This window comes from Rhizobium sp. Root1203, from assembly GCF_001424945.1.
Taxonomy (GTDB): Bacteria; Pseudomonadota; Alphaproteobacteria; order Rhizobiales; family Rhizobiaceae; genus Rhizobium.
This window is the reverse complement of sequence record NZ_LMCW01000012.1, coordinates 390,613-410,064: the sequence shown is the minus strand read 5'-3', so window position 1 is coordinate 410,064 and position 19,452 is coordinate 390,613. Positions and strand designations below refer to the sequence as shown.

Annotated in this window: 25 protein-coding genes; 11 read left to right on the top strand and 14 right to left on the bottom strand. The window is 59.2% G+C overall.

The annotated features are described in order from the left end of the window. Nucleotides 1-11: 11 nt before the first annotated feature. The 13 genes from ASC97_RS12520 to ASC97_RS12470 form a co-directional block, all read right to left on the bottom strand. Nucleotides 12-464 carry a GNAT family N-acetyltransferase gene (locus ASC97_RS12520; RefSeq protein WP_057468658.1) on the bottom strand — a complete coding sequence of 151 codons (453 nt, stop codon included), beginning with the start codon at nucleotides 462-464 and terminating at the stop codon, nucleotides 12-14. Next, on the bottom strand, nucleotides 461-703 hold the full coding sequence (locus ASC97_RS12515) for a hypothetical protein (RefSeq protein WP_057468657.1): 243 nt from the start codon (nucleotides 701-703) through the stop codon (nucleotides 461-463). Before ASC97_RS12515 ends, ASC97_RS12520 begins: the two co-directional genes overlap by 4 nt. Next, on the bottom strand, nucleotides 703-2,448 hold the full coding sequence (locus ASC97_RS12510) for a hypothetical protein (protein ID WP_057468656.1): 1,746 nt from the start codon (nucleotides 2,446-2,448) through the stop codon (nucleotides 703-705). The genes ASC97_RS12515 and ASC97_RS12510 overlap by 1 nt, the downstream gene beginning before the upstream one ends. Next, entirely contained in the window at nucleotides 2,449-2,892 is a 444-nt protein-coding gene (locus tag ASC97_RS12505; RefSeq protein ID WP_057468655.1) for a hypothetical protein, read from the bottom strand. After that, nucleotides 2,879-4,366, bottom strand: coding sequence for a hypothetical protein (locus tag ASC97_RS12500; RefSeq protein WP_057468654.1), 1,488 nt, complete (start codon nucleotides 4,364-4,366; stop codon nucleotides 2,879-2,881). Before ASC97_RS12500 ends, ASC97_RS12505 begins: the two co-directional genes overlap by 14 nt. Beyond that, the gene (locus ASC97_RS12495) at nucleotides 4,366-4,647 is read right to left on the bottom strand and encodes a phage fiber-tail adaptor protein (protein ID WP_057468653.1); all 282 of its coding nucleotides are present in this window, start codon (nucleotides 4,645-4,647) and stop codon (nucleotides 4,366-4,368) included. Before ASC97_RS12495 ends, ASC97_RS12500 begins: the two co-directional genes overlap by 1 nt. 96 nt (nucleotides 4,648-4,743) lie before the next feature. After that, nucleotides 4,744-4,926 carry a hypothetical protein gene (locus ASC97_RS34865; RefSeq protein WP_156390362.1) on the bottom strand — a complete coding sequence of 61 codons (183 nt, stop codon included), beginning with the start codon at nucleotides 4,924-4,926 and terminating at the stop codon, nucleotides 4,744-4,746. Between the two features lie 229 nt (nucleotides 4,927-5,155). Then, nucleotides 5,156-5,572, bottom strand: a complete 417-nt coding sequence (locus tag ASC97_RS12490) for a phage tail fiber protein (protein WP_057468652.1) — start codon at nucleotides 5,570-5,572, stop codon at nucleotides 5,156-5,158. After that, nucleotides 5,572-6,189, bottom strand: a complete 618-nt coding sequence (locus ASC97_RS12485) for a hypothetical protein (RefSeq protein WP_200959462.1) — start codon at nucleotides 6,187-6,189, stop codon at nucleotides 5,572-5,574. Before ASC97_RS12485 ends, ASC97_RS12490 begins: the two co-directional genes overlap by 1 nt. Before the next feature lie 8 nt (nucleotides 6,190-6,197). Then, complete coding sequence (locus ASC97_RS12480) at nucleotides 6,198-6,884, bottom strand: phage adaptor protein (protein WP_057468650.1); 687 nt, start codon at nucleotides 6,882-6,884, stop codon at nucleotides 6,198-6,200. Between the two features lie 3 nt (nucleotides 6,885-6,887). Beyond that, on the bottom strand, nucleotides 6,888-7,184 hold the full coding sequence (locus tag ASC97_RS33950) for a hypothetical protein (protein WP_156390361.1): 297 nt from the start codon (nucleotides 7,182-7,184) through the stop codon (nucleotides 6,888-6,890). Between the two features lie 71 nt (nucleotides 7,185-7,255). Then, the gene (locus ASC97_RS12475) at nucleotides 7,256-7,708 is read right to left on the bottom strand and encodes a hypothetical protein (protein WP_057468649.1); all 453 of its coding nucleotides are present in this window, start codon (nucleotides 7,706-7,708) and stop codon (nucleotides 7,256-7,258) included. Nucleotides 7,709-7,791: 83 nt separating this feature from the next. Further along, on the bottom strand, nucleotides 7,792-8,889 hold the full coding sequence (locus ASC97_RS12470; RefSeq protein WP_057468648.1) for a N4-gp56 family major capsid protein: 1,098 nt from the start codon (nucleotides 8,887-8,889) through the stop codon (nucleotides 7,792-7,794). Nucleotides 8,890-9,038: 149 nt separating this feature from the next. On the opposite strand from ASC97_RS12470, the gene ASC97_RS12465 reads away from it, so the two are divergent. The 9 genes from ASC97_RS12465 (at nucleotide 9,039) to ASC97_RS12425 (ending at nucleotide 16,062) form a co-directional block, all read left to right on the top strand. Beyond that, nucleotides 9,039-9,662: a hypothetical protein gene (locus ASC97_RS12465; protein WP_057468647.1), complete on the top strand. Its 624-nt coding sequence runs from the start codon at nucleotides 9,039-9,041 to the stop codon at nucleotides 9,660-9,662. Continuing rightward, entirely contained in the window at nucleotides 9,659-10,132 is a 474-nt protein-coding gene (locus ASC97_RS12460; protein ID WP_057468646.1) for a hypothetical protein, read from the top strand. The genes ASC97_RS12465 and ASC97_RS12460 overlap by 4 nt, the downstream gene beginning before the upstream one ends. Nucleotides 10,133-10,237: 105 nt before the next feature. Further along, a complete protein-coding gene (locus ASC97_RS12455) occupies nucleotides 10,238-10,591 on the top strand; it encodes a hypothetical protein (RefSeq protein ID WP_057469340.1) in 354 nt (117 codons plus the stop codon). Nucleotides 10,592-10,824: 233 nt separating this feature from the next. Then, on the top strand, nucleotides 10,825-11,049 hold the full coding sequence (locus tag ASC97_RS36240) for a helix-turn-helix transcriptional regulator (protein ID WP_057468645.1): 225 nt from the start codon (nucleotides 10,825-10,827) through the stop codon (nucleotides 11,047-11,049). 374 nt (nucleotides 11,050-11,423) lie between these two features. Continuing rightward, nucleotides 11,424-11,663 (top strand): hypothetical protein, encoded by a 240-nt coding sequence (locus tag ASC97_RS12445; protein WP_057468644.1) that lies wholly within the window; start codon nucleotides 11,424-11,426, stop codon nucleotides 11,661-11,663. A gap of 218 nt (nucleotides 11,664-11,881) precedes the next feature. Continuing rightward, a complete protein-coding gene (locus ASC97_RS12440) occupies nucleotides 11,882-12,976 on the top strand; it encodes a septal ring lytic transglycosylase RlpA family protein (protein WP_057468643.1) in 1,095 nt (364 codons plus the stop codon). Between the two features lie 56 nt (nucleotides 12,977-13,032). Then, nucleotides 13,033-14,229: a D-alanyl-D-alanine carboxypeptidase family protein gene (locus ASC97_RS12435; RefSeq protein WP_057468642.1), complete on the top strand. Its 1,197-nt coding sequence runs from the start codon at nucleotides 13,033-13,035 to the stop codon at nucleotides 14,227-14,229. A gap of 131 nt (nucleotides 14,230-14,360) precedes the next feature. Then, a complete protein-coding gene (gene tmk, locus ASC97_RS12430) occupies nucleotides 14,361-15,044 on the top strand; it encodes a dTMP kinase (RefSeq protein ID WP_057468641.1) in 684 nt (227 codons plus the stop codon). Then, nucleotides 15,037-16,062, top strand: coding sequence for a DNA polymerase III subunit delta' (locus ASC97_RS12425; protein ID WP_057468640.1), 1,026 nt, complete (start codon nucleotides 15,037-15,039; stop codon nucleotides 16,060-16,062). The genes tmk and ASC97_RS12425 overlap by 8 nt, the downstream gene beginning before the upstream one ends. A 10-nt stretch (nucleotides 16,063-16,072) precedes the next feature. On the opposite strand, the gene ASC97_RS12420 is transcribed toward ASC97_RS12425, so the two are convergent. Continuing rightward, the gene (locus ASC97_RS12420) at nucleotides 16,073-16,870 is read right to left on the bottom strand and encodes a sulfite exporter TauE/SafE family protein (RefSeq protein ID WP_057468639.1); all 798 of its coding nucleotides are present in this window, start codon (nucleotides 16,868-16,870) and stop codon (nucleotides 16,073-16,075) included. A gap of 238 nt (nucleotides 16,871-17,108) precedes the next feature. Here ASC97_RS12420 and metG point away from each other — a divergent pair, with 238 nt between their 5' ends. Further along, the gene (metG, locus tag ASC97_RS12415) at nucleotides 17,109-18,659 is read left to right on the top strand and encodes a methionine--tRNA ligase (protein WP_057469339.1); all 1,551 of its coding nucleotides are present in this window, start codon (nucleotides 17,109-17,111) and stop codon (nucleotides 18,657-18,659) included. 7 nt (nucleotides 18,660-18,666) lie between these two features. Next, nucleotides 18,667-19,449: a TatD family hydrolase gene (locus ASC97_RS12410; protein WP_057468638.1), complete on the top strand. Its 783-nt coding sequence runs from the start codon at nucleotides 18,667-18,669 to the stop codon at nucleotides 19,447-19,449. Nucleotides 19,450-19,452: the final 3 nt, after the last annotated feature.

Below are 19,452 nucleotides of genomic sequence, written 5' to 3'. Positions count from 1 at the left end.
GGATTTCCCTCTTATACAGATAGTTTTCCGACTTTTCCAGAGAACCTCTCGGGCAGCCAGCGGCATTCACGGCGGAGCATTCCGAAAACAATCAGGTCCTCGCCGTCGGAGCCAGCCTCGCGCATCAGGCCCTCACGTGAAAACCCGAAACCTTCACAGAAGTCGATGGATGCTTGATTGTTCACTGACACGAACGCATTGAGCCTGGGGTAGAGCAGCTGCACGAACGGATATGCGAAAACTCGAAGAATGAACTCGCGGGTGAGCCAGTTTTTCGAGCCGTTAGACGCTACGCTGATCCAGCAGCCTGTCGTGGTGAAGGCGTCGAAGACAACGACGCCGAGATAACCCGCCTCGTCGCGCATGCCGATCGCATAGGCGTCATCGCGGAATCGGCAGTTGGAGATTCGGCTCTCCGCCCACGAGACCATCTCCTCGCCTGGAGCGTAGACGACTTCCTTCATCGCATCTGCCGTTTCTGGATTGAAAGCGCGACCGCGTTCAATCGGTCGGATATTTCCCTTATGTCATCCAGAAGGGAGTTGAAGTCTGTGGCCGTCGGCGCCGCTGTAACCTTAGCGGTTTTCACCTTGCCGAGCTGGAGTAGGTCAGCAAGATCCTCGAGTCGGACGGCGGCTCGGCTCTTAGGGCCTGCCCGCGACCCGTCTAGTACTTCCAGCTTTTCAGTGTCGAACTTCGTCACTACGCAGCACCCCGCAGCTCGTCGACGGTTCCCGCAATGATGATCTGCGTAATCTGGACGTTGGAGGAGACAGAAATCTCCCACTTGCGGCCTTTGAACCCCGCAGGTAGCCGAGTGATGCGTCCAGCAATCATTTCGGTCCTTACCAGCTTCCCGTCGCAGTAAACGCTGACCGAGATACCTTCGTAGCTCGGCAATGGTATCAATGAATCGCCATTCAGCGGCAGTTCGTTGATCAGTTGTCCATCGATCGACGATCTCAGGTCACCTGTCGCCAGTATCGCCGTGTTTTGTGCAATAATTGCAGCCGTTTCCGCGTCAATGTTCGCTTGGCTCTTGAGCGACGTATCGACCCCGAGATCGATCAGCATTGCGCCGAAGTTAACCGGCTGGGTTAGCCAGAATTCCTTCGACCGCCAATAGACAGTCTCGGGTGCGCCTTCAGGAGAATCGAACCGGAAAATGCCGGGCGCCGAGGGACGCTTGAAATATAGGCCTTCGTCTTCCAGCGAGTAGAAAACCGCGTCGGCGACCTCGCCGCTGCGCACAAGGTATTGCGCGGCATTAATGTTGATCATCATTGCGCCAGAGGTGCGCGTGCCCTTTGCGTTGAGCGTGTCGTAGAACAGGACGTAGTTGCCCATATGCTGAGCACCGATGATGGTCTCGGGTGAAAAGGCCATCCAGGCGTCGCGGTCGAACAGCTCTTGTGTCGCCAGCGAAATCGAACCGTCAGCGCGCACTGCCACGAGCCCGAGATTGGACGGGTAGCAAATGGCAAAAGAGAGATCGACGATGCCCCTCACATTGATGCACGGAAAATTCGCCTCGAGCTTTAAACTCTGCATCGATTCAGGGGCGGATCCGCTTAGGAGATATGGTTGACCTTTCGTCATGACGACAAGGGCCGATCCAATAGCGCGTAGCCCGACCACCTCGAAATCGCAGGTCTGAACGTATCCCTGTGGCCAGGCGTGAGGGCGAAACGGCTCACAGAAATAGACATCGCTGCCAGAAAAGGCAGCCATCATGCCATTGGGCATCGCCACAAGGCCCTGCAGGGTGTCGGGTGGCTCGTTCCAGTTGGCCGATGGCAACGGTTCCTGAAAAGCATCCACTGCGACGGTGTCGACATAGTCGGACGCGGACGCTGCCCGCTCAGCGATGAAATAGAGATACGTGCCGCTAGAGCCGGATTGTGACCGATAGATGCGCTGCTTTGTGACGGCACGTCCGGCAGGTGCCGCGGCGAAGCCGGAAAGCATGACGGTTTTTCCGGGCTGCCAGTCGATCACTGCAGAGGCGGGGCAGGGCGCCGATTCTTCGCCGAAGTCGGTAACGAATGTGTATGCATAGACCCGGCTTTGCACGTCGCCGGTTCCGGTGCCGCTCGGTGTCGCGGTGAGTGCCGCGATTGGGTGTTGCACAGCGAGCGGGTACACGGTGCCACCGACGCGCATTTTCGGCGCGCCGTCCCCTGTGTAGTAAAGGCGGTCTGCCGCGACTGGGCCGGGTGCCGCCGAAACCAAGCCACTCCACGAAAGCCAATCATCACCATGCCGATAGATGGTCTTGTCGGCTGGCCCTGTCGAGGATGCGCCCGTCGTGGTTGATTTGTTCGTCGGGGTCAGAGCGCCATCGTTCAGCCGCGTGTTGAAAGCGGCGGTTGCCGCAGTTTCAGGAAGAAGCCGCGGCGTTATAAGGGGCTTTTCCCCAGCGAATGCCGAGAGCTTTACGACCGGCATTCAGTCCACCGAAGCCGAAAGGGACGAGGCATAGATCCACGCTTCGTCGATCTGTTGATCGGTCTTGTTGAACTTGCTGGCGATCAGCGCGAGCCACACGTCGTCGCGATAGAAGTTTTTGGCCGACGTCCAATAGATGCCTGCTATTGTTCGGTCCGGCTCGTTCAATTCGTCGATAGCGCTGTCGACCATGTCCGGAGTGACATTTAGCGAAAGCATGCCGAGTTTGAAATCGACCGGGTCAAGAGGAAGATAAAGGTTGGCGGGCGGGGCAGCGTAAGGCGGGATCGTGTTTACCCGATTGCCGCTTTCGTCGAATTCCCACGCCGCGATGAGCGCGCGATCGGCGTTACTGGGATCATCGGGGACGAACCACGTCGTGCCGTTGATAACAGCCTTTATGGAACCGTTGGCTTGATAGCCAATAACATCAAAGTTCTGCACTGCCACTTACCTCCACTGCGAACGACATAACGCCAGCGCTAGCATCCTTGGTTGTTGCCATTTGCCAACCAAAGTTGGTTCCGGATAATGCCCCCTGGATGCCGCCGGCCGTGATGTAATAGATGAGCGAAACAGACGGCGTCCCCCGCTTTTCAACCACCCATGGATAGGCTTCGTATTGCGTATATCCCGCCGGGAAATAGAACTGCTTACTGTAACGAAATGTGCGTTCGTAGTAGCGCTTGCACAGCACAGTTTCCAGATTGAGGCCGCGCGGAGAGAATGGATCGATCTCGGACGATGCATCCCCCTCGACAAAGGACACTCGGGCCATTTCATAGTTTCCGGCCTGTCTCGGCGTGATGAGCCACGCCAATTCCAGGTAATCGTTGCCAGCACTACCGAGAAGCTTGCCGCTTATGGATGGGACAACGAACTGCGCTTTCCGAACCTGTGTTCCAGCGTCGTAAATGGTGGCGATATCAAGAGAAGCCGCCGCCGTTGTCACTGCGGCAGAGGGAGACGCGCCCGTGCCGAAGTTCTGCACGATTTCACATTGCAGCGCCTCCGACCCGGTTGGCCCGGTAAAATGAGCTCGGGCCGAAGCGTTATACCCGGCGAGAGTTTCGACACCCTCAATGCGCTGTGCGATCCTAAGTTTTCCCGTCGTCGGCGCTACTGCGAATGCCGCCCGAAGTTTGTATTTCGGGCTTCCCGGGACAGCCGCTTGACCGAGCGTCATGGCTTGCTGGCTGATGACCACGGATTTGTCGGTGGTGTTTGAAACTACCCATCGATCTAATACGTAGCCGGTCCCGCCAGCCGCTATCGTTTGCCCCGTTGTCGGAATTTGATTATAGCTTACGACATCGATGCCGCCATTGATCAACCTATTTCGTAACGCTCCAAGCGGGCCATTGTTGAGGGCTGAAACCTTCAATATGGGGTATCCTCCCATATCGATAGGTCCAGTCATTGTGCCGCCGGACTTTGGCAACAGGAGGCCTATCGCGTCGGCAACCTCCTTCAGAGTATCGAAAGCAGAGGAAACACCATCTTTCAGCGCATCTAACGCCGCGGTGACAAAACCTGTTGTCGCGATTGTCGTGTCGTTGTCACCAGGAGCCGGCGTCGGTGCCGTAGGATTGCCAGACAGGGTTGGCGAATCAAGCTGCGCCAAAGCCTGAAACATTGCGGCTGTAGCGCGGAGATCTACACGCGTTCCAGCGGCGAAGGCCTTGGCTGTGGTACCCTCTTGTCCACGAACTACCGTGATGTTGGCACCCGATCGAGCCGTTGCCCTGACGATCTCGATGTTGCCCGCGGCATCGACAAGGGTCAGCGGGAACCAATCGCCCGCCAAAAGCGTGGGAAACTTTGATGAATCGCCCGATACGACCGCCAGAACCGTGTCGGTGGCGAGAATGGCACCAGCAAGCGTTGATGCTGCACTGTTGGCAAATTTTAACGCCATCACGAAGGCTCCCTGATGCGAAGGCTGACGGTTACAATTTTGGTTCGACCCTCGGTGGTCGAAATGGTGACGGCTAGCTCGGCAGTTTCGTCTGCTTGTCCGCCGGACAGCCACACCCGTGCCGTCGTGTCTGATGTGTCGATGCGATCAACCAAAGCAGTTGATCCTCCCAGGGCGGCGGCCGCTGTGGCTATGCGATCCCCATCCGGCATCCACCGGCTGAAGTCGAAATCATAATCCAGCACATCGGCCGGCGCTTTTGTGATGACACCGAGGCTCATCGAACTGTCTCCCGATCGCGGGGCACGGATACAAAGCGCCGTTCTTTACCCACAAGTGCAGAGCGCTCATCGCGAGACTGATGGAAACTCCGCCGCTCAGATACCAGAGTAGTTCTGGCGTATCGGGTCGGCCGAAGCGATCGCCACGCCGGTGTCGTCATGCTTCGAAAAATGATCGTGGCCGAGAGCTGATGCGAAACTCGGCGCGTGAGCTGCAGCGACGAAGGTGAAAAGAGCCGGACTTGCCCCAAAAAGACCGGTCGCCGCACCAGTGCGCACGATCCAACCGCTGTCGACGCGACATGAGCCGTCAGCACGGCTCTCCGAAGAAGACCGAAACCAGACGTTATGTGCGTGGAGACGGTGCCGAGTATTCCCCTACGAGGAGTGACTACGGCTTCCGCGGCGACCGCTACAGAACTGACGGCGTCAACCTCCATCACGAAGTTGCCGTCGTTGATCGCAATTCCGTTGATCAGGTTGCCGTTGATCGAGCCTCTTGAAAACATCAGTCCACCGTGACGTTGAGGGCGGAGGCATGCAGAACGCCTTCGTCGGACGGCTGAAAGGTCTTCGAAGCGGTGAGGGCATCGTGAAACAGGAGGTTGCCCCCGGTGGCGGCGTCCCAAATACCAAAATGGGTGACGGTCACCGGTGCAGCCCCGTCGTTGGCCGCCCATAGGAGTTCCTTGAGGTTTGCGGAGGCTTTGGCTGCAGCCGCGCTGAAACCTGTCGCGATCGCGGCGCCCTGGGCGGCATCGAGGCGCACGTACGACGGCCAGGCGCCAGTGGTCACCTCGTTTGCGCCGGCGTTGCCGGGATCCGCGGTATGAAAGGAGACGTACACTCTCGTCGGCGGTGTTACGGCAACACCCCGAAGGAAGAGATTGAGAATGGCGTGGGCAGCGTATGTGCTCGCAGACATCAGAAACTGGATCCCTTGGTTCGAAGCGGCGCGCTCTGTTGTCCCTTGGCTACCTTGATTGCGAGGTAGTCGAGACGATCCGTGAACCATGCGCGATGGTCCAAGCCGAGTTGAGGATTGGTAGAGTTAGCGTCGGTAAGGATACGAGCGGCAGCGCCGCGGCTGATCTCGTCGGAGTAGTCCTCAAGCAGAAACTCGGGCAGCGAAAATGCGTCGCGGGCGGGCTTCAGGATCAGCCGTATCTTCATGGTTCCTGCGATGCGCGGTACCACCGTGACAGTGTTTGGCTCCAACTGCGTCACGTATCGCGCGTTGCCCGTCGCTTCGTCGGCGATGGACCACGTAGGCTCGTTTTCGTCGAGCCACGCCACCGTTTTCGGTTCCAGTGGTACGCCGTTTAGGAAGGCGGCCTCGATCTTCTCAATTGCGGCGTCGCGATAGGTGCAGACGCCCTGCATGTCGGGTGCGGTGACCTCGAAGGTATCAGTTTCGCGCCAAACCCGTAGGCGAGCACAAAGCTCGCGTGCCGCCGCAAGAATATGGCGCTGCGCCACCAAGTCGCTGGTATTCGGGGAGTGTCGCAACGCTTCGGGCAGGAAGTCGTCGATGTCGATCATCTTGACCATTACTTCCTCCCAGGGCTGGTTGCGCTCTCGACTTGAGACCGCAATCCGATCGCGGTCGCGAACGCCTGATAGTGCGTAACGGCACGTTGGGGCGCCGCTGCTGGATCTTCCTTGCTGAAGGCCCGATACATCACGTAGTCGAGCAGAGCCGGCTGATACTGGTCAGCGATGCCAACGCCGATTGCCCAAGTCGAAATGTCGTCTACCGATCCGCTGTGTCTGCTGACGATCGTGGTAGGGAGCTTGGCAACCGCGGCGTCAATCTTCCCGGTCCCGTCGTTCCCCGGATAAACGAAGAACTCGCGCGGCAGGCCCTCGTCGAACACGAACTGACGAACTTCCTTTCGGAACTGGACGTACGATGGATCGTGCCACCGTGGCTGGTTGGAATCGAGTTCGGCCCGGGACGCTGATCGGATAGCCCGACCGCCGGCGCCGTTGACACCCTCAATGTTTCGCAGCACATCGAGCAATTGAAGGATGCTCGTGTCGTCCTCGGGGAGCTTTTGCTTTGTGCCCCTCACGAGCGACAATTCCATCGTCACGCTGGAAGCTGAAGGTTTGACGGTCACAATCGCCCGCACCCCCTCATCCAACCAACCTGCGAGCTCGGACAGGGGCCAGCGAACATGCTCATCGTCGAGAAGCAGCGTCGAAGCACTCAGCATGATTGAGCTGGCGTCCATGAACTAGCTCCTGCGCTTGCCGCGACGGCGCACCTGCTGGCCAGAATCCGTGTTCGCGGCTAAGCGAGGGGCTGTCAGGATGGGCGGAAGGTCCGTGACGTCCCCATCGTCCTCGACAGGGGGCGGCTCTTCCGCAACCTCGGGAGCGACGATGTAGTGCTCGACCGACAGGAAAACCCGCTGATGAATGAGGTTATGAACCTCTGCAACGTAGCGACCGTGTCCGTCGGCCGTGAACTGATACTGATGGTCGCCGACGACGGGCTGAACAGGACCGAGCTTGCATTGGATTAACGTCATGGTGTCCCCTGAAAGAAAATAGGGGGCTCGCGAAACGAGGCCCCCTCTCAATGCATGAAAGCGGCGGCCGCTTAGCCTTCGATCAGGAGCGTAAGCCCGACTTGGCCAGCGGCGAACGTGCCGGCTGCCGTGGCGATTTTTAGCCCGATCGAGCGGTCAGCCCCAGTTCGGACCGTGCGGAACGCCGTCTTGAGTGTCGGGCGCGCTGTGGTGCCGGTCTGACCGATAGTTGAGCCAGAGAGGAACTCCGCGCCGACCGTTCGCGCGCCGTTGTTCTCCTGCCACTTCCCCGACATGATGCCGAGGTCGAACACGAGAGCCGTGCCGCTGTCGAGATCATCCGAGTCAAGGATCATGTCGACGACACGCGCACCAGCCGGGATGACGGCCAGCTCGAGGATGTCGTTCAAGGCCGGTGCAGCCGCGAAGTCGTGAAAGAAGCGGTGCGCCACGATCGCTCCGGCGAAAGCCGGGAACGGAGGGACGATTATGCCCTTTGCGTATTTGCTCTGAATGAGCCCCATTGGAAATCTCCTGAAAACGCCGGTAGCCGGTGAGCGTAAGGTGAAAGGCGGTGAGCGCGGCCCGAGAGCCGCGCCATTGATGCTTAGGAGTTCGGATCCTTGGCAGCGGTATCGAGCCCCAGGAGGCCGAAGTCCTTGCCGTTGAAACGCGTCTTCTTGACGCCTGCGATCACGCCTGCAGAGATTACCGGCTCGTTGCCGTGATCCTGCATTTCTTCGGTCCACGAGAAGCGGAAGCCGCCGGTGGAGCCGAAGGCGACCACGCCAGCCTGTCGGCCCATGAAGAGCGCGCGGGCAGCCGCCACATTCGCGCCGGCGCCGTAGTCGGAGAAACGGATGACGTCTTCATGCTCGTGAAGCACGACGTTGTTGATCATCCCGAGGCCGCCCTTGAAGATCGGGTTATTCCGACCTTCCGCGGTCGCCGCGGCCTTCTGGATCTCCAGCCAGCCACCAGTGTCGTTGGTGCGCAGGTCATAAGACTGGAATTTACTCATGACCGTGACGTAGTGGGATTCGCCGTTGATCATAAGCGGCATCATCTGCGCGTTTTCGGGAGAAACGGCCGCCATCATGCTGGCCTTCGTTGCCGCCTTCTCGATCAAGCCGCGAGACATCTTGTCCGTCGCGTCGATCGAGGCCTTGCTGGTTGCGTCGCCACCGAACAGCACGTGGTCGGTATCGGGCGCTTCGATCGGGTTCGTGGCGTGACCAGTCCAATCGGTGCTTTCGATGAAGTTTTCGTTCACGCCGCGTGCGCCGGCCAGGTAGATGAAGATCATCTGGTCGATGAACTTCGACCAATAATCCGAAAGACGGTCTTTGCCGATCTTGCGGATATTGTGAACCGTGCGCTTGCGGCTCATCTTCCCGCCAGCAGATACGCCGTGACGCATCTGGTCGATCAGGATCTGGTCGGAGAAGAAGCGGAGGTTTTCTTCCTTGCCCTGAAGGCGCTGGTCGCCGTAGGTGGGCTTGCCGCGCAGCTGCACGGAGAGGTCGAACGTGATGGTGTCGCCTGCATCCGATTCAAGATCGGTGAGACGCTGGATAGCGTATTCGTCGCTTTCGCCGATGAATTTGCGGTCCCAATAGCTCTTCTGGAAGGTCGCGATGAAGAGGTTACCGGACCACTTTTTCTGAGCCTTGGGATCGCCAAAGCCGACTGTTACTGGGGCCATGAGTGCCAATCTCCTGAGTGAGGACAATCAGCACGTCTTGCGCAGTCACGCTCTAAATACTGGAAATGGTGTGTTGTTGCAATAAGCACCACATGATATTGAACCGATGACTGCGCAAGACGTGCGGCTTCTTCATCGGAGCTGCTTCAATGGCCTCAATTGCGCTGAAAAATCCCAGCATATTCTTCGACCAAATCCGGCCCGTCTTGTTTTCAAAGGGGATGGCCCAGTCGCAGGTGAATGGCATCAACGCCATCCTGTCGGAAAATGACAAAGCTCCCCTCGATCCTCGCTGGCTCGCCTATATCCTTGCTACCGCTTATTGGGAAACGGCTCAGACCATGCAGCCTGTTCGTGAGACGAAAGCCTCAACGGATGACGAAGCAATCCGCATTCTCGACCGGGCATACGCCAACCGGGAACTGCCCTGGGTAAAAGCCCCATATTGGCGCAAGGATGCCGACGGGAAATCGTGGCTCGGCCGCGGCTTCCCCCAGCTCACTCACAAAGCCAACTACCAGAAGCTCTCCAAGGCAACCGGTGTCGACCTCGTTGCCGATCCCGATAGAGCAATGGATTTGCCGGTCGCGATCGACATCATGTTTTTGGGAATGATCCAGGGGCTCTTCACTGGGGCGAAGCTTGGCGACTTCTTCAATGGCACCAAGAACGATTGGGTTAACGGCCGCCGGATCATCAATGGCGTGGAGAGCGCTGAAAAAGTCGCCGGCATCGCCAAGACCTTCTACGCAGCGCTGAAGAACGCGGCATGATCGAAAAGGCGCTCATTGTCGTCTGCGCAGTGCTGTTGCTCTCGTTGGGTGGGCTGGCACTGCTCTCCCATAGCCGAGGACAGACGATCGATACGCTGACCGCTGAAAAGGCAATGGTTCAGCAAAAGCTCGATCAGGCGAATGCAAATCTAGAAGTCTCCACTGCGAACCATGACCGGATCGTGGCCGAGAAGGACGCCCTCCTGAAATCCGAACTGGCGAAGGCTCAAGCCGAGAAAGACGTCGCAGTTCGAATGGCCAGCATCAAGAAGGATATAGACGATGCCACCGATGGTACCGCTTGCGGCAATAGTGGTCCTTTCGACGCTCTGTTTGACGGGCTGCGTCTCCTCCAAGGAGCAGGTCTCGGTGTCACGCCCGGCGATCGAATACAAATCCCAGGACAATCCGGACCAGCAGCTCCCAAGCCCGGCCATCCCACCGGTGCCGGCCAAGGGCGCGTCCGATAGAGAGCTCGCCCAGTTCACACGGTCCATCTACGACGAGCTGCTCTCTTGCTCGATCTCGATAGATACCTACAAGCAATTTCGGCGCGCCACAGGGGGGCTGCCAAAGTGAATATCCTCGACTGGCTCAGCAGCGGCAAAGGTGAAATCGCAGTGGCGGGGATCGCGGGCTCCGCCGTCTCCGTCGTGATGGAGTGGAATGGAATCGGATCGGGCATCCGGCGCCTCTTTGTCGGCGCCGTTGCCGCCTATTTCATGGCGCCACTGGGCGTCCCCTTGTTCCAGTGGTCGCTCGGACACCTTGAGGTCGCCGGGGAACAAGCAGCCAGCGTCGGCGGTTTCATCATGGGGCTCGCGGGTGTTATCATCATCGAGATAGTCCTGAAGGCATTCCGCCTGCGGAGCGCCGAGCTCAGCCAACCGGCTGCGCGTAGAAGGAGGCGCCGCGATGACGAAGCTTAAGGCAAGGCACTTCACGGAAGCCGCGAAACCACAGGGGAGGGTGATTGCTGTCGCCTTCCTCATCTGCCTGGTGTGGATAGTCACGGCAATGCACTGACCGCCGTCTCAGGCGCTTGCATATCTTCTCATGCTGTCGCATATTGTCCGCGCGGACAGACCACGGGGCGACCATTGTCGCCAATTCCCCCACGTATTCAGTGCCAGCGCCATCGGGCGCGACGCCGGAGGTCCGCATGCAAGAGCAGAGTAATATCCAGTCGATCGACCCATTTCTAAAGCTGAAAGAAGTCGTCGATATAGTGAAGGTCCAAAGCAGTACGATTTATCGCTGGATCGATGCCGGCACCTTCCCACGGCCGAGGCAGCTCGGCGCGAACTGTGTCCGGTGGAGAGCATCGGAGATTAGAGCTTGGCAGGATAACCGGCCCGAAGCCGTTGCCGTCAAAAAGGCGTCGTAATGGCGGAGGTATTCGTCGGGATTGATTACGGCAGTGATGACATGAGTTGCGAGGTTGCCATGAGGATTCGGGGTGATGGCAGCTTCGAGCTAGTCAGCATGAAGGTTTCAAGCCCGAAAGGAGCAAGAAACGGCCAAATTTCTAGGGGTGAAGATTGCGGGCATTTATGTGGGCACCATCCTCAACCTCTCGAAATTTAGAGAGCCAATTTCAAGGACATAGGGTGTCTCTATCGATGGACACCTCTTCCGCCACCATTCTATAGAATTCAGATCGTTGGCGAAGTATTTCCTTTGGCGCGCCCAGAACGATGCTATTGGCGACAGCGGCTACGCAGCCGGAGTCTTTTATCACAACCAAACCAAGGAACGCCCGTGAATAGCATTTCGGATCTGGTTGCGTCGGCGACGACAGTTCACGATCGGTACCGCGCGGGCCGTATGGAACGCGAAACGGTCCGCGAATGGGCAACAAGGTTGGGCGCCTATCCTGCACCGCACGGCGACCGTGTCAGGGAGGCTGCGGAGTGGTTCCGGGTCAACAACATCGAACCCGTTTCGGATGACATGAGGCGGGCAGACCTTGATCGGCTCGCCGCGATCTTTTCGACCTGAACAATGCCTCCGTCACTACGACGGCAGAGGCATTGCAAGGCATATTAGTGATTTATTAACCATACTAATTAGAATTGTTCCTATCTTGCCGAAAGTTTTCGCAAATTTGCCATGAAAGCCGCATGATTAAAGTCTCGTTAGGTTGAAGGTATTAGGGGTGTCTTACCCATGAGGGTGGATTTCTTAACCATAACGGTCTTGAGTGCGGCGTGGGATATATGAGACGAGACTTCGGGGCGGCGTCATTGGCAACGGGAATGCGATGGGTGGGGCTATCGCTGGTCTGTGCGACGGTGACGGCTTGTGGCACTGCGCCGTCTGTTACAGCCAAGCGAACCCACGGCAAGGAGTACTTCTCCGAGAAGGAATATGGCGTTAAGGCGAGCCCTCGCGTCGCCTCCGGTGACAATATACCCAAGGGCGGCGGCCGATATCTCGTCGGCAATCCGTATGTGGTCAAGGGCAAGTGGTACTACCCCAAGGAGGACTTTTCCTACAACAAGGTGGGCATGGCATCGTGGTACGGATCGGCCTTTCACGGCCGGCTGACGGCCAACGGCGAGGTCTACGATCAGATGCACCTTTCCGCCGCGCATCCGACCTTTCCGCTGCCAAGCTATGCCCGCGTGACGAACGTCGAAACCGGCTCGTCGGTCATTGTCCGCGTCAACGACCGCGGGCCGTATCATGAAGGTCGCCTGATCGATCTTTCGAACAAGACTGCCGATATGTTGGATCTGCAGCACAGCGGCACCGGCAAGGTACGCGTCCAATATGTCGGCCGCGCCCGCATGGACGGACACGACATGCCCTACCTGATGGCCTCGTATGTGCCGAAGGGCAGCCGTATTCCCGGCATCAACAACCCGGGTGGCGGCCAGATTGCGAGCGGCGTCATGGTCGCATCCAACAACAAGCGCATGACCGCCGACGAGATCCAGAGCTTCGGTGGCTTCACACCGCCGCAGCCGGAAAACGTGCCGGTTCCTGTTTCCGCGACATCCTATGCCGGATCAACACCCAGCGCGCCGTACAATGCCGCACCTGTCCCGCGGCCGATGTCATCAGGTGCCGTCGCGCAGCCCTTCGACCAGATGGTCGTTTTGCCTGAAATCGGTCCGCGTCCCTACGAGCGTCCCTTTGGCTGGCAGCAGGGAGGTTCGCTCGCCATGGGTTACCAGGAGGATGGCGTGAAGACCGTCACCGTCGACCTTGCCTTCGATGCCGTCATGGTCCGCAACGACGGTATGACCGAAGAGTCCATTCTCGCCTCGTTCAAGCGTCAGAAGGCCGCAAAACCCGCGCTGAAGTGATATGCTTCTGCGATTCTTCCAGGAGGCTGGCAGGGATCTGGTCGATGAGGGTTTGGATGTTGAAACATGTGCTTTGCCTCTCGGCCAATCTGCTGTTCTTCGCGAGCGGCGCCATGGCGGCTACTGCCGATTCCAATCCCGGTTTTGTGACCAAGGCTTCCCAAGCCTACATGATCGAAGCGTCGACCGGCACGGTGCTCCTGGCAAAGAATGAGCACCAGACGTTCTCGCCGGCCTCCCTTGCCAAGCTGATGACAGTGGAGCTTGTCTTCGATGCGTTGACGAAGGGGCAAATTACGCTCGATACACAATATCCGGTGTCTGAGTATGCCTGGCGAACAGGCGGAGCGCCGTCGCGCGCGGCAACCATGTTTGCGGCGCTCAAGTCGAACGTGCGGGTCGAGGACCTCGTCAAGGGGATCACCATTCAGGGCGCGAACGACAGCTGCATTATCCTTGCAGAGGGAATGAGTGGCGGTGAACCTGCGTTTGCCGAGACGATGACGCGGCGGGCAAGGACACTCGGCATGCAACGGTCGATCTTCGGCAATTCGACCGGGCTTCCTGACGGCAGGAGCAAGACGACTGCCTTCGACATGGTGACGCTTGCCGTGCAGCTGCAGCAGGCTTATCCCGATTTCTATCCCTATTTTGCTCTGCCCGATTTCGAGTGGAACAAGATTTTCCAGCGCAACCGCAATCCCTTGCTCGGTTTCGGCCTCGGCGTCGATGGGCTCGCCACTGGCTTTGCCGAAGGTGAGGGATATTCGATCGTTGCCTCCGCCGAGCGCAACGGTCGCAGGCTGTTCATGACCCTCGGCGGCATGGCCTCCGACAAGGAGCGGACCGAGGAGGCAAAACGCGTCCTCGAATGGGGATTGGGCGCGTTCGAGATCCGGCAGCTGTTCGCCAATCAGGAGGTGGTCGGCACGGCCAGCGTCTACGGAGGTGCCTCGCGCAGTGTCGATCTCGTCGCCAAGAGCATGGTCAGCGTTTATATTCCGGTGAACAACCCCGACCGGCTTGCCGCCCGGATCGTCTATCGCTGGCCACTGACGGCGCCCGTCGCTGCGGACCGGGAAGCAGGTACGCTGCGCATATTTGCGGGCAGCCGGCTGCTGCGTGAGGTTCCGCTTTATACCAAGGATGCGGTCGAAGCGGGTTCGTTGAGCAGCCGCGCGGTCGATGCGCTGCTGGAGCTTGGCGAGTCACTTCTCTTTTCCTGGCTGTGGGACAAGCCGGAGCCCACGTGATCGCCATATTCGCTGTTCACTGTGAGGCAAACTGCCTTCGAGTTGATGGCTGGGCGGTTCCGCTCACGGCGAACTTCCGCTAGATGTACGGCAGTGGCGCGGCGCGGGCGCCGAAATGCAGGAACTTGTCATTGTTATCCGGTACTGGATTGCTTGTTACATTTGAGGGCGGTGAAGGCGCGGGCAAATCGACCCAGATTCGTCGCCTTGCGGAAGCTCTGCGTTCGAAAGGCTATAATGTGCTTCTGACGCGTGAGCCCGGCGGATCGCCAGGTGCGGAAGCGGTGCGTCACGTGCTTCTGTCGGGCGCGGCCGAGTCCTTCGGCACGAGAATGGAAGCGATCCTTTTTGCAGCGGCTCGCAACGATCACGTCGAGGAGGTCATCCGCCCGGCGCTCGATGAAGGCAAGGTCGTATTGTGCGACCGCTTCATGGATTCCTCGCGTGTCTATCAAGGCGTGACGGGCAACCTGCAGCCGGACTTCATCGAAACGCTGCAGCGCGTAGCGGTGGACGGTGTCGTTCCGGATTGTACACTCATTCTCGACCTGCCGGCGCGGGCGGGTCTTGCACGTGCACAAAGGCGTGGCGTCGCCGGCGACGTGGCTCCTGATCGGTTCGAGAAGGAGGAACTGGACACGCACGAGAAGCGCCGCGAAGCCTTTCTCGACATCGCAGCCAGAGAGCCCGAGCGCTGCCATGTCGTCGATGCTCTGCAGACCGAAGAAGCCCTCGCCACCGAAATTCTCGCGATTGTCGAACAACGCCTGGCGCCTCGAAACACACAGAAAATGGCGGAAGCGGCTCATGAGTGACGAACGGCCAGGTCTTCTTGATGGCGCCATCTGGCCGCCGGAGAACCCGAGACTTTTTGGACATGAGGATGCGGAAGCGTTTCTGGCGCAGTCCTACCGCTCGGGCAAGGGGCATCATGCCCTGTTGCTTGAGGGGCCGCCTGGGATAGGGAAAGCGACGCTCGCCTTTCGCTTCGCGAACCATGTCCTCACCCACTCTGATCCGGCGACCGCGCCGGAGGTGATCGCCGATCCTGATCCGAACTCGGCCGTCAGCCGACAGATCGCGTCGGGCGCCTCTCACAATCTGCTTTATCTTACGCGCCCGGTTGACGAAAAGACCGGCAAAATCAAGTCGGCAATCACGGTCGACGAAGTCCGGCGGGCAGGGCGCTTCTTTTCGCAGACATCCGGCACAGGCAACTGGCGAATCGTCATCATCGATCCGGCCGACGACATGAACCGCAGTGCGGCGAACGCCATTTTGAAGATATTGGAGGAGCCGCCAAAGCGCGCGCTCTTTCTTCTGGTGTCGCATGCGCCGGGCAAGCTGTTGCCGACGATCCGTTCGCGATGCCTGCCGTTGAAGCTCTCGCCTCTTGGCGATGATGCCCTCGGCAGTGCGCTGGCCAATCTCGGCATCGACGCCGGTGATCGAGATCTGCTTGCAATCGCTCACGGCAGCGTCGGCGAGGCCTTGAAGCTCGTCAACTACGGAGGCGGCGAGATCATTGCGGCCTATAACGATGTCTTGACGTCGCACGGAGCTTCGGCGCGCAAGGCAATGCACCGGCTGGCCGATGCGATCTCGGGCAAGGATGGCGATACGATCTTCGAGTTTTTCACCAACCACGTCGGCGATGATCTGATGCAGAAGGCTCGGGCGGCTGCGATGGCGGGGCAGGTCGACACGGCCGAGAGGCTCTCGCGCCTCCATTCGGACATTTCAGAACGACTGACGGTGTCTGACGCCTACAATCTCGATCGCAAGCAGACGGTTCTGAGCATCCTCGGCGATATCAAGCAGCCAGGTCCATGATCGGCTGAGATCAGCTGGCCAGCAGTTTCCAGGCTACGACAGCCAGCGTGCCGGCGAGCACGAGGCGGATCGTCCGTTCGTGCAGCTTGGGGGCCAGCAGGCTGCCGGCAATGATCCCGGGGATGGATCCGGCGAGCAGCGCAAGCAGGATCCCCCAGTCGATTTCTCCGATCATCCAGTAGCCCATCCCGCCGATGAGGGTAAGCGGGACTGCGTGCACGATGTCGGATCCGACGATTTCACGAACGTCAAGGCGTGGGTAAAGGATCAACAGGACGGTAACGCCGAGAGCGCCGGCGCCGACCGAGGTGAGGGTGACCAGAATGCCGAGAGCCAGACCCAGCAGCGTTGTCAGGATGGCGATCGTCACCGGCCGCATCGGACGTCGGTCGCCCATCTTGCGCTTGAGAAGTGCGAGCACCTGCCGACGAAAGACAAGCATGAAAGCGGTCATCACCAAAAGCCAGCCGAGTGCAGTCGTAATGGTATGCGCAACCTCGACGCTTTTGCGGTCGACCCCTGCCATCAGGAAAAGCATAAGCAGGGCGGCCGGGACGCTGCCGGCAGCAAGACAGCCGACGACGCGCCAGTTGATCCGGCCGTGCATGCCGTGAACGGCCGTCCCGGCAGACTTGGTCACCGCGGCGTAAAGCAGATCGGTTCCAACAGCCGTCGCAGGGTGAATGCCGAAGAGGAGAACGAGCAAGGGCGTCATCAGTGAGCCGCCGCCAACGCCGGTAATGCCGACGAGGGCGCCGACAAAGAAACCTGAAAATGAATAAAGCGGATCGAAACTGGATAAGGTCAAGCCGGGGGCCTCGAGCCTTGGCGTGAAACGCCGCTGCGGGGTGCTTGAAATGTCACGTTGTTGTCGCCCTGTCTTGCCTTCCTCCTGCCTAGAGTGCGGCAAAAAGCGAGTCAAGCTCATCGGGCCGGCAGCCTCTCAATCCCTGATCCTTTCGAAACTTAGTGTTTCGCTTCGCCGTCACATGCGCTAAGGAGCGGCTGACAAATTTTATAGAGTAAGCCGGACAAGAATGGCCGCCATGACAGACAAGACACCCTACTATATCACCACCGCGATATCCTACCCGAACGGCAAGCCGCACATCGGCCACGCCTACGAACTGATCGCGACGGACGCCATGGCGCGCTACCAGCGCCTCGATGGCAAGGATGTCTTCTTCCTGACGGGAACTGACGAACACGGCCAGAAGATGCAGCAGACGGCCCGCGCCGAAGGCATTACGCCGCAGGAGCTTGCTGACCGCAATTCCGGCGAGTTCCAGGCGATGGCCGAGTTGCTGAACGCATCGAATGACGATTTCATTCGCACGACGCAAGAGCGCCACCACGAGACGTCCCGGGACATCTGGAACCTGATGGCCGAGAACGGCGATATCTACAAGGATTCTTACGCCGGCTGGTACTCGGTTCGCGATGAAGCGTACTATCAGGAGAACGAGACGGAGCTGCGCGCCGACGGCGTGCGCTACGGCCCGCAAGGCACGCCGGTCGAATGGGTGGAGGAGGCGAGCTACTTCTTCAAGCTTTCCGAGTATCAGGACAAGCTTCTCGCGCTTTACGAATCCAACCCCGATTTCATCGGTCCGGCGGAGCGCCGCAACGAGGTGATTTCCTTCGTCAAGTCGGGACTCAAGGATCTCTCTATTTCGCGCACGACCTTCGATTGGGGCATCAAGGTTCCGAACGATCCCTCGCACGTCATGTACGTATGGGTCGACGCGCTGACCAACTACATCACCGCGACCGGCTATATCGAAGACAAGAACGGCCCCAGGGCGAAGTACTGGCCGGCGGATGTCCACATCATCGGCAAGGACATCATCCGCTTCCACGCGGTCTATTGGCCAGCCTTCCTGATGTCGGCGAAACTTCCTCTGCCCAAGCGAGTCTTCGCGCACGGCTTCCTGCTCAACAAGGGCGAGAAGATGTCGAAGTCTCTCGGCAACGTCGTCGACCCGGTCAATCTGGTCAACCACTTCGGCCTCGACCAGGTCCGCTATTTCTTCCTGCGCGAAGTCTCATTCGGCCAGGACGGCAGCTACAGCGAAGAAGCCATCGGCACCCGCATCAATTCCGACCTCGCCAATGGCATCGGCAACCTCGCCAGCCGCTCTCTGTCGATGATTGTCAAGAACTGCGACGGCAAGATCCCCGACTGCGGCCCGCTGTCCGACGAGGACAAGGCAATGCTGGCGCAGGCCGACGCATTGCTGGCGTCTACCCGCGACGACATGAACAAACAGCTGATCCATCGCGCACTCGCGTCGATCATCGCAGTCGTGTCCGAGACCGACCGTTACTTTGCCGGCCAGGAGCCATGGGCACTCAAGAAGACCGATCCGGCGCGCATGGGGACCGTGCTCTACGTGACGGCCGAAGTCGTGCGCCAGATCGCGATCCTGCTTCAGCCATTCGTGCCTGAATCGGCAGGCAAGCTGCTCGATCTCGTCGCCGCGCCTGAAGGCAAGCGAGACTTCGCCGCGCTCGGAGAGGCCGGTCGCCTGGTGCCGGGAACGCCGCTCGAAGCGCCGAAGCCGGTATTCCCGCGTTATATCGCGCCGGAGGCGTGAGGCCGTCATGCTGATCGACACGCATTGCCATCTGGATTTCGCCGACTTCGAGGAGGAGCGCGACGACATCGTCAAGCGCGCCCACGATTCAGGTGTGAAACAGATGGTGACGATCTCGACCCGTGTCCGCAAGCTCGACGGTTTGCTCTCGATTACCGAGAAGTATCCCTCGGTATTCTGCTCGGTCGGCACTCATCCGAACAGCGCCAATGAAGAGCTCGATATTCAGGTCGACGACCTCGTTCGTCTCGCCAACGCCCATGCGAAGGTCGTTGCGATCGGCGAAGCCGGCCTCGACTATTTTTACGACACGCAGACGCCGGAGGACCAGAAGACCGGGTTCCGGCGTCATATCGCGGCCGCCCGCGAAACGCGCTTGCCTTTGGTCATTCACAGCCGCAGCGCCGATGTGGATATGGCTGGCATTCTGACCGAGGAGACGGGGAAGGGTGCCTTCCCCTTCATCCTGCACTGCTTCTCCGCAGGGCCGGAGCTTGCCAGGACGGGTGTCGAACTCGGTGGCTATATTTCGTTTTCCGGAATCCTGACGTTCCCGAAGTCGGAGGAATTGCGCGAGATCGCCAAGACCGTCCCGCACGACCGGCTGCTGGTCGAGACGGACGCGCCGTACCTCGCGCCGAAACGTTGGCGCGGCAAGCGCAACGAGCCGTCGTATGTCGTCAATACCGCCGAGGTCCTGGCCGAAACGATCGGTCTCAGCTACGCTGAGACGGCGCGGATGACGACGGACAATGCCTTCCGCATTTTCTCGAAGATGCCAAGGATCTGAGGA

Coding starts and splice junctions, on each gene's coding strand:
- ASC97_RS12520 (WP_057468658.1), bottom strand. CDS start 464: ATGAAGGAAGTCGTCTACGCTCCAGGCGAGGAGATGGTCTCGTGGGCG.
- ASC97_RS12510 (WP_057468656.1), bottom strand. CDS start 2,448: ATGCCGGTCGTAAAGCTCTCGGCATTCGCTGGGGAAAAGCCCCTTATA.
- ASC97_RS12500 (WP_057468654.1), bottom strand. CDS start 4,366: ATGGCGTTAAAATTTGCCAACAGTGCAGCATCAACGCTTGCTGGTGCC.
- ASC97_RS12495 (WP_057468653.1), bottom strand. CDS start 4,647: ATGAGCCTCGGTGTCATCACAAAAGCGCCGGCCGATGTGCTGGATTAT.
- ASC97_RS12490 (WP_057468652.1), bottom strand. CDS start 5,572: ATGTCTGCGAGCACATACGCTGCCCACGCCATTCTCAATCTCTTCCTT.
- ASC97_RS12485 (WP_200959462.1), bottom strand. CDS start 6,189: ATGATCGACATCGACGACTTCCTGCCCGAAGCGTTGCGACACTCCCCG.
- ASC97_RS12480 (WP_057468650.1), bottom strand. CDS start 6,884: ATGGACGCCAGCTCAATCATGCTGAGTGCTTCGACGCTGCTTCTCGAC.
- ASC97_RS33950 (WP_156390361.1), bottom strand. CDS start 7,184: ATGACGTTAATCCAATGCAAGCTCGGTCCTGTTCAGCCCGTCGTCGGC.
- ASC97_RS12475 (WP_057468649.1), bottom strand. CDS start 7,708: ATGGGGCTCATTCAGAGCAAATACGCAAAGGGCATAATCGTCCCTCCG.
- ASC97_RS12470 (WP_057468648.1), bottom strand. CDS start 8,889: ATGGCCCCAGTAACAGTCGGCTTTGGCGATCCCAAGGCTCAGAAAAAG.
- ASC97_RS12465 (WP_057468647.1), top strand. CDS start 9,039: ATGGCCTCAATTGCGCTGAAAAATCCCAGCATATTCTTCGACCAAATC.
- ASC97_RS12460 (WP_057468646.1), top strand. CDS start 9,659: ATGATCGAAAAGGCGCTCATTGTCGTCTGCGCAGTGCTGTTGCTCTCG.
- ASC97_RS36240 (WP_057468645.1), top strand. CDS start 10,825: ATGCAAGAGCAGAGTAATATCCAGTCGATCGACCCATTTCTAAAGCTG.
- ASC97_RS12440 (WP_057468643.1), top strand. CDS start 11,882: ATGAGACGAGACTTCGGGGCGGCGTCATTGGCAACGGGAATGCGATGG.
- ASC97_RS12435 (WP_057468642.1), top strand. CDS start 13,033: ATGTTGAAACATGTGCTTTGCCTCTCGGCCAATCTGCTGTTCTTCGCG.
- ASC97_RS12425 (WP_057468640.1), top strand. CDS start 15,037: ATGAGTGACGAACGGCCAGGTCTTCTTGATGGCGCCATCTGGCCGCCG.
- metG (WP_057469339.1), top strand. CDS start 17,109: ATGACAGACAAGACACCCTACTATATCACCACCGCGATATCCTACCCG.
- ASC97_RS12410 (WP_057468638.1), top strand. CDS start 18,667: ATGCTGATCGACACGCATTGCCATCTGGATTTCGCCGACTTCGAGGAG.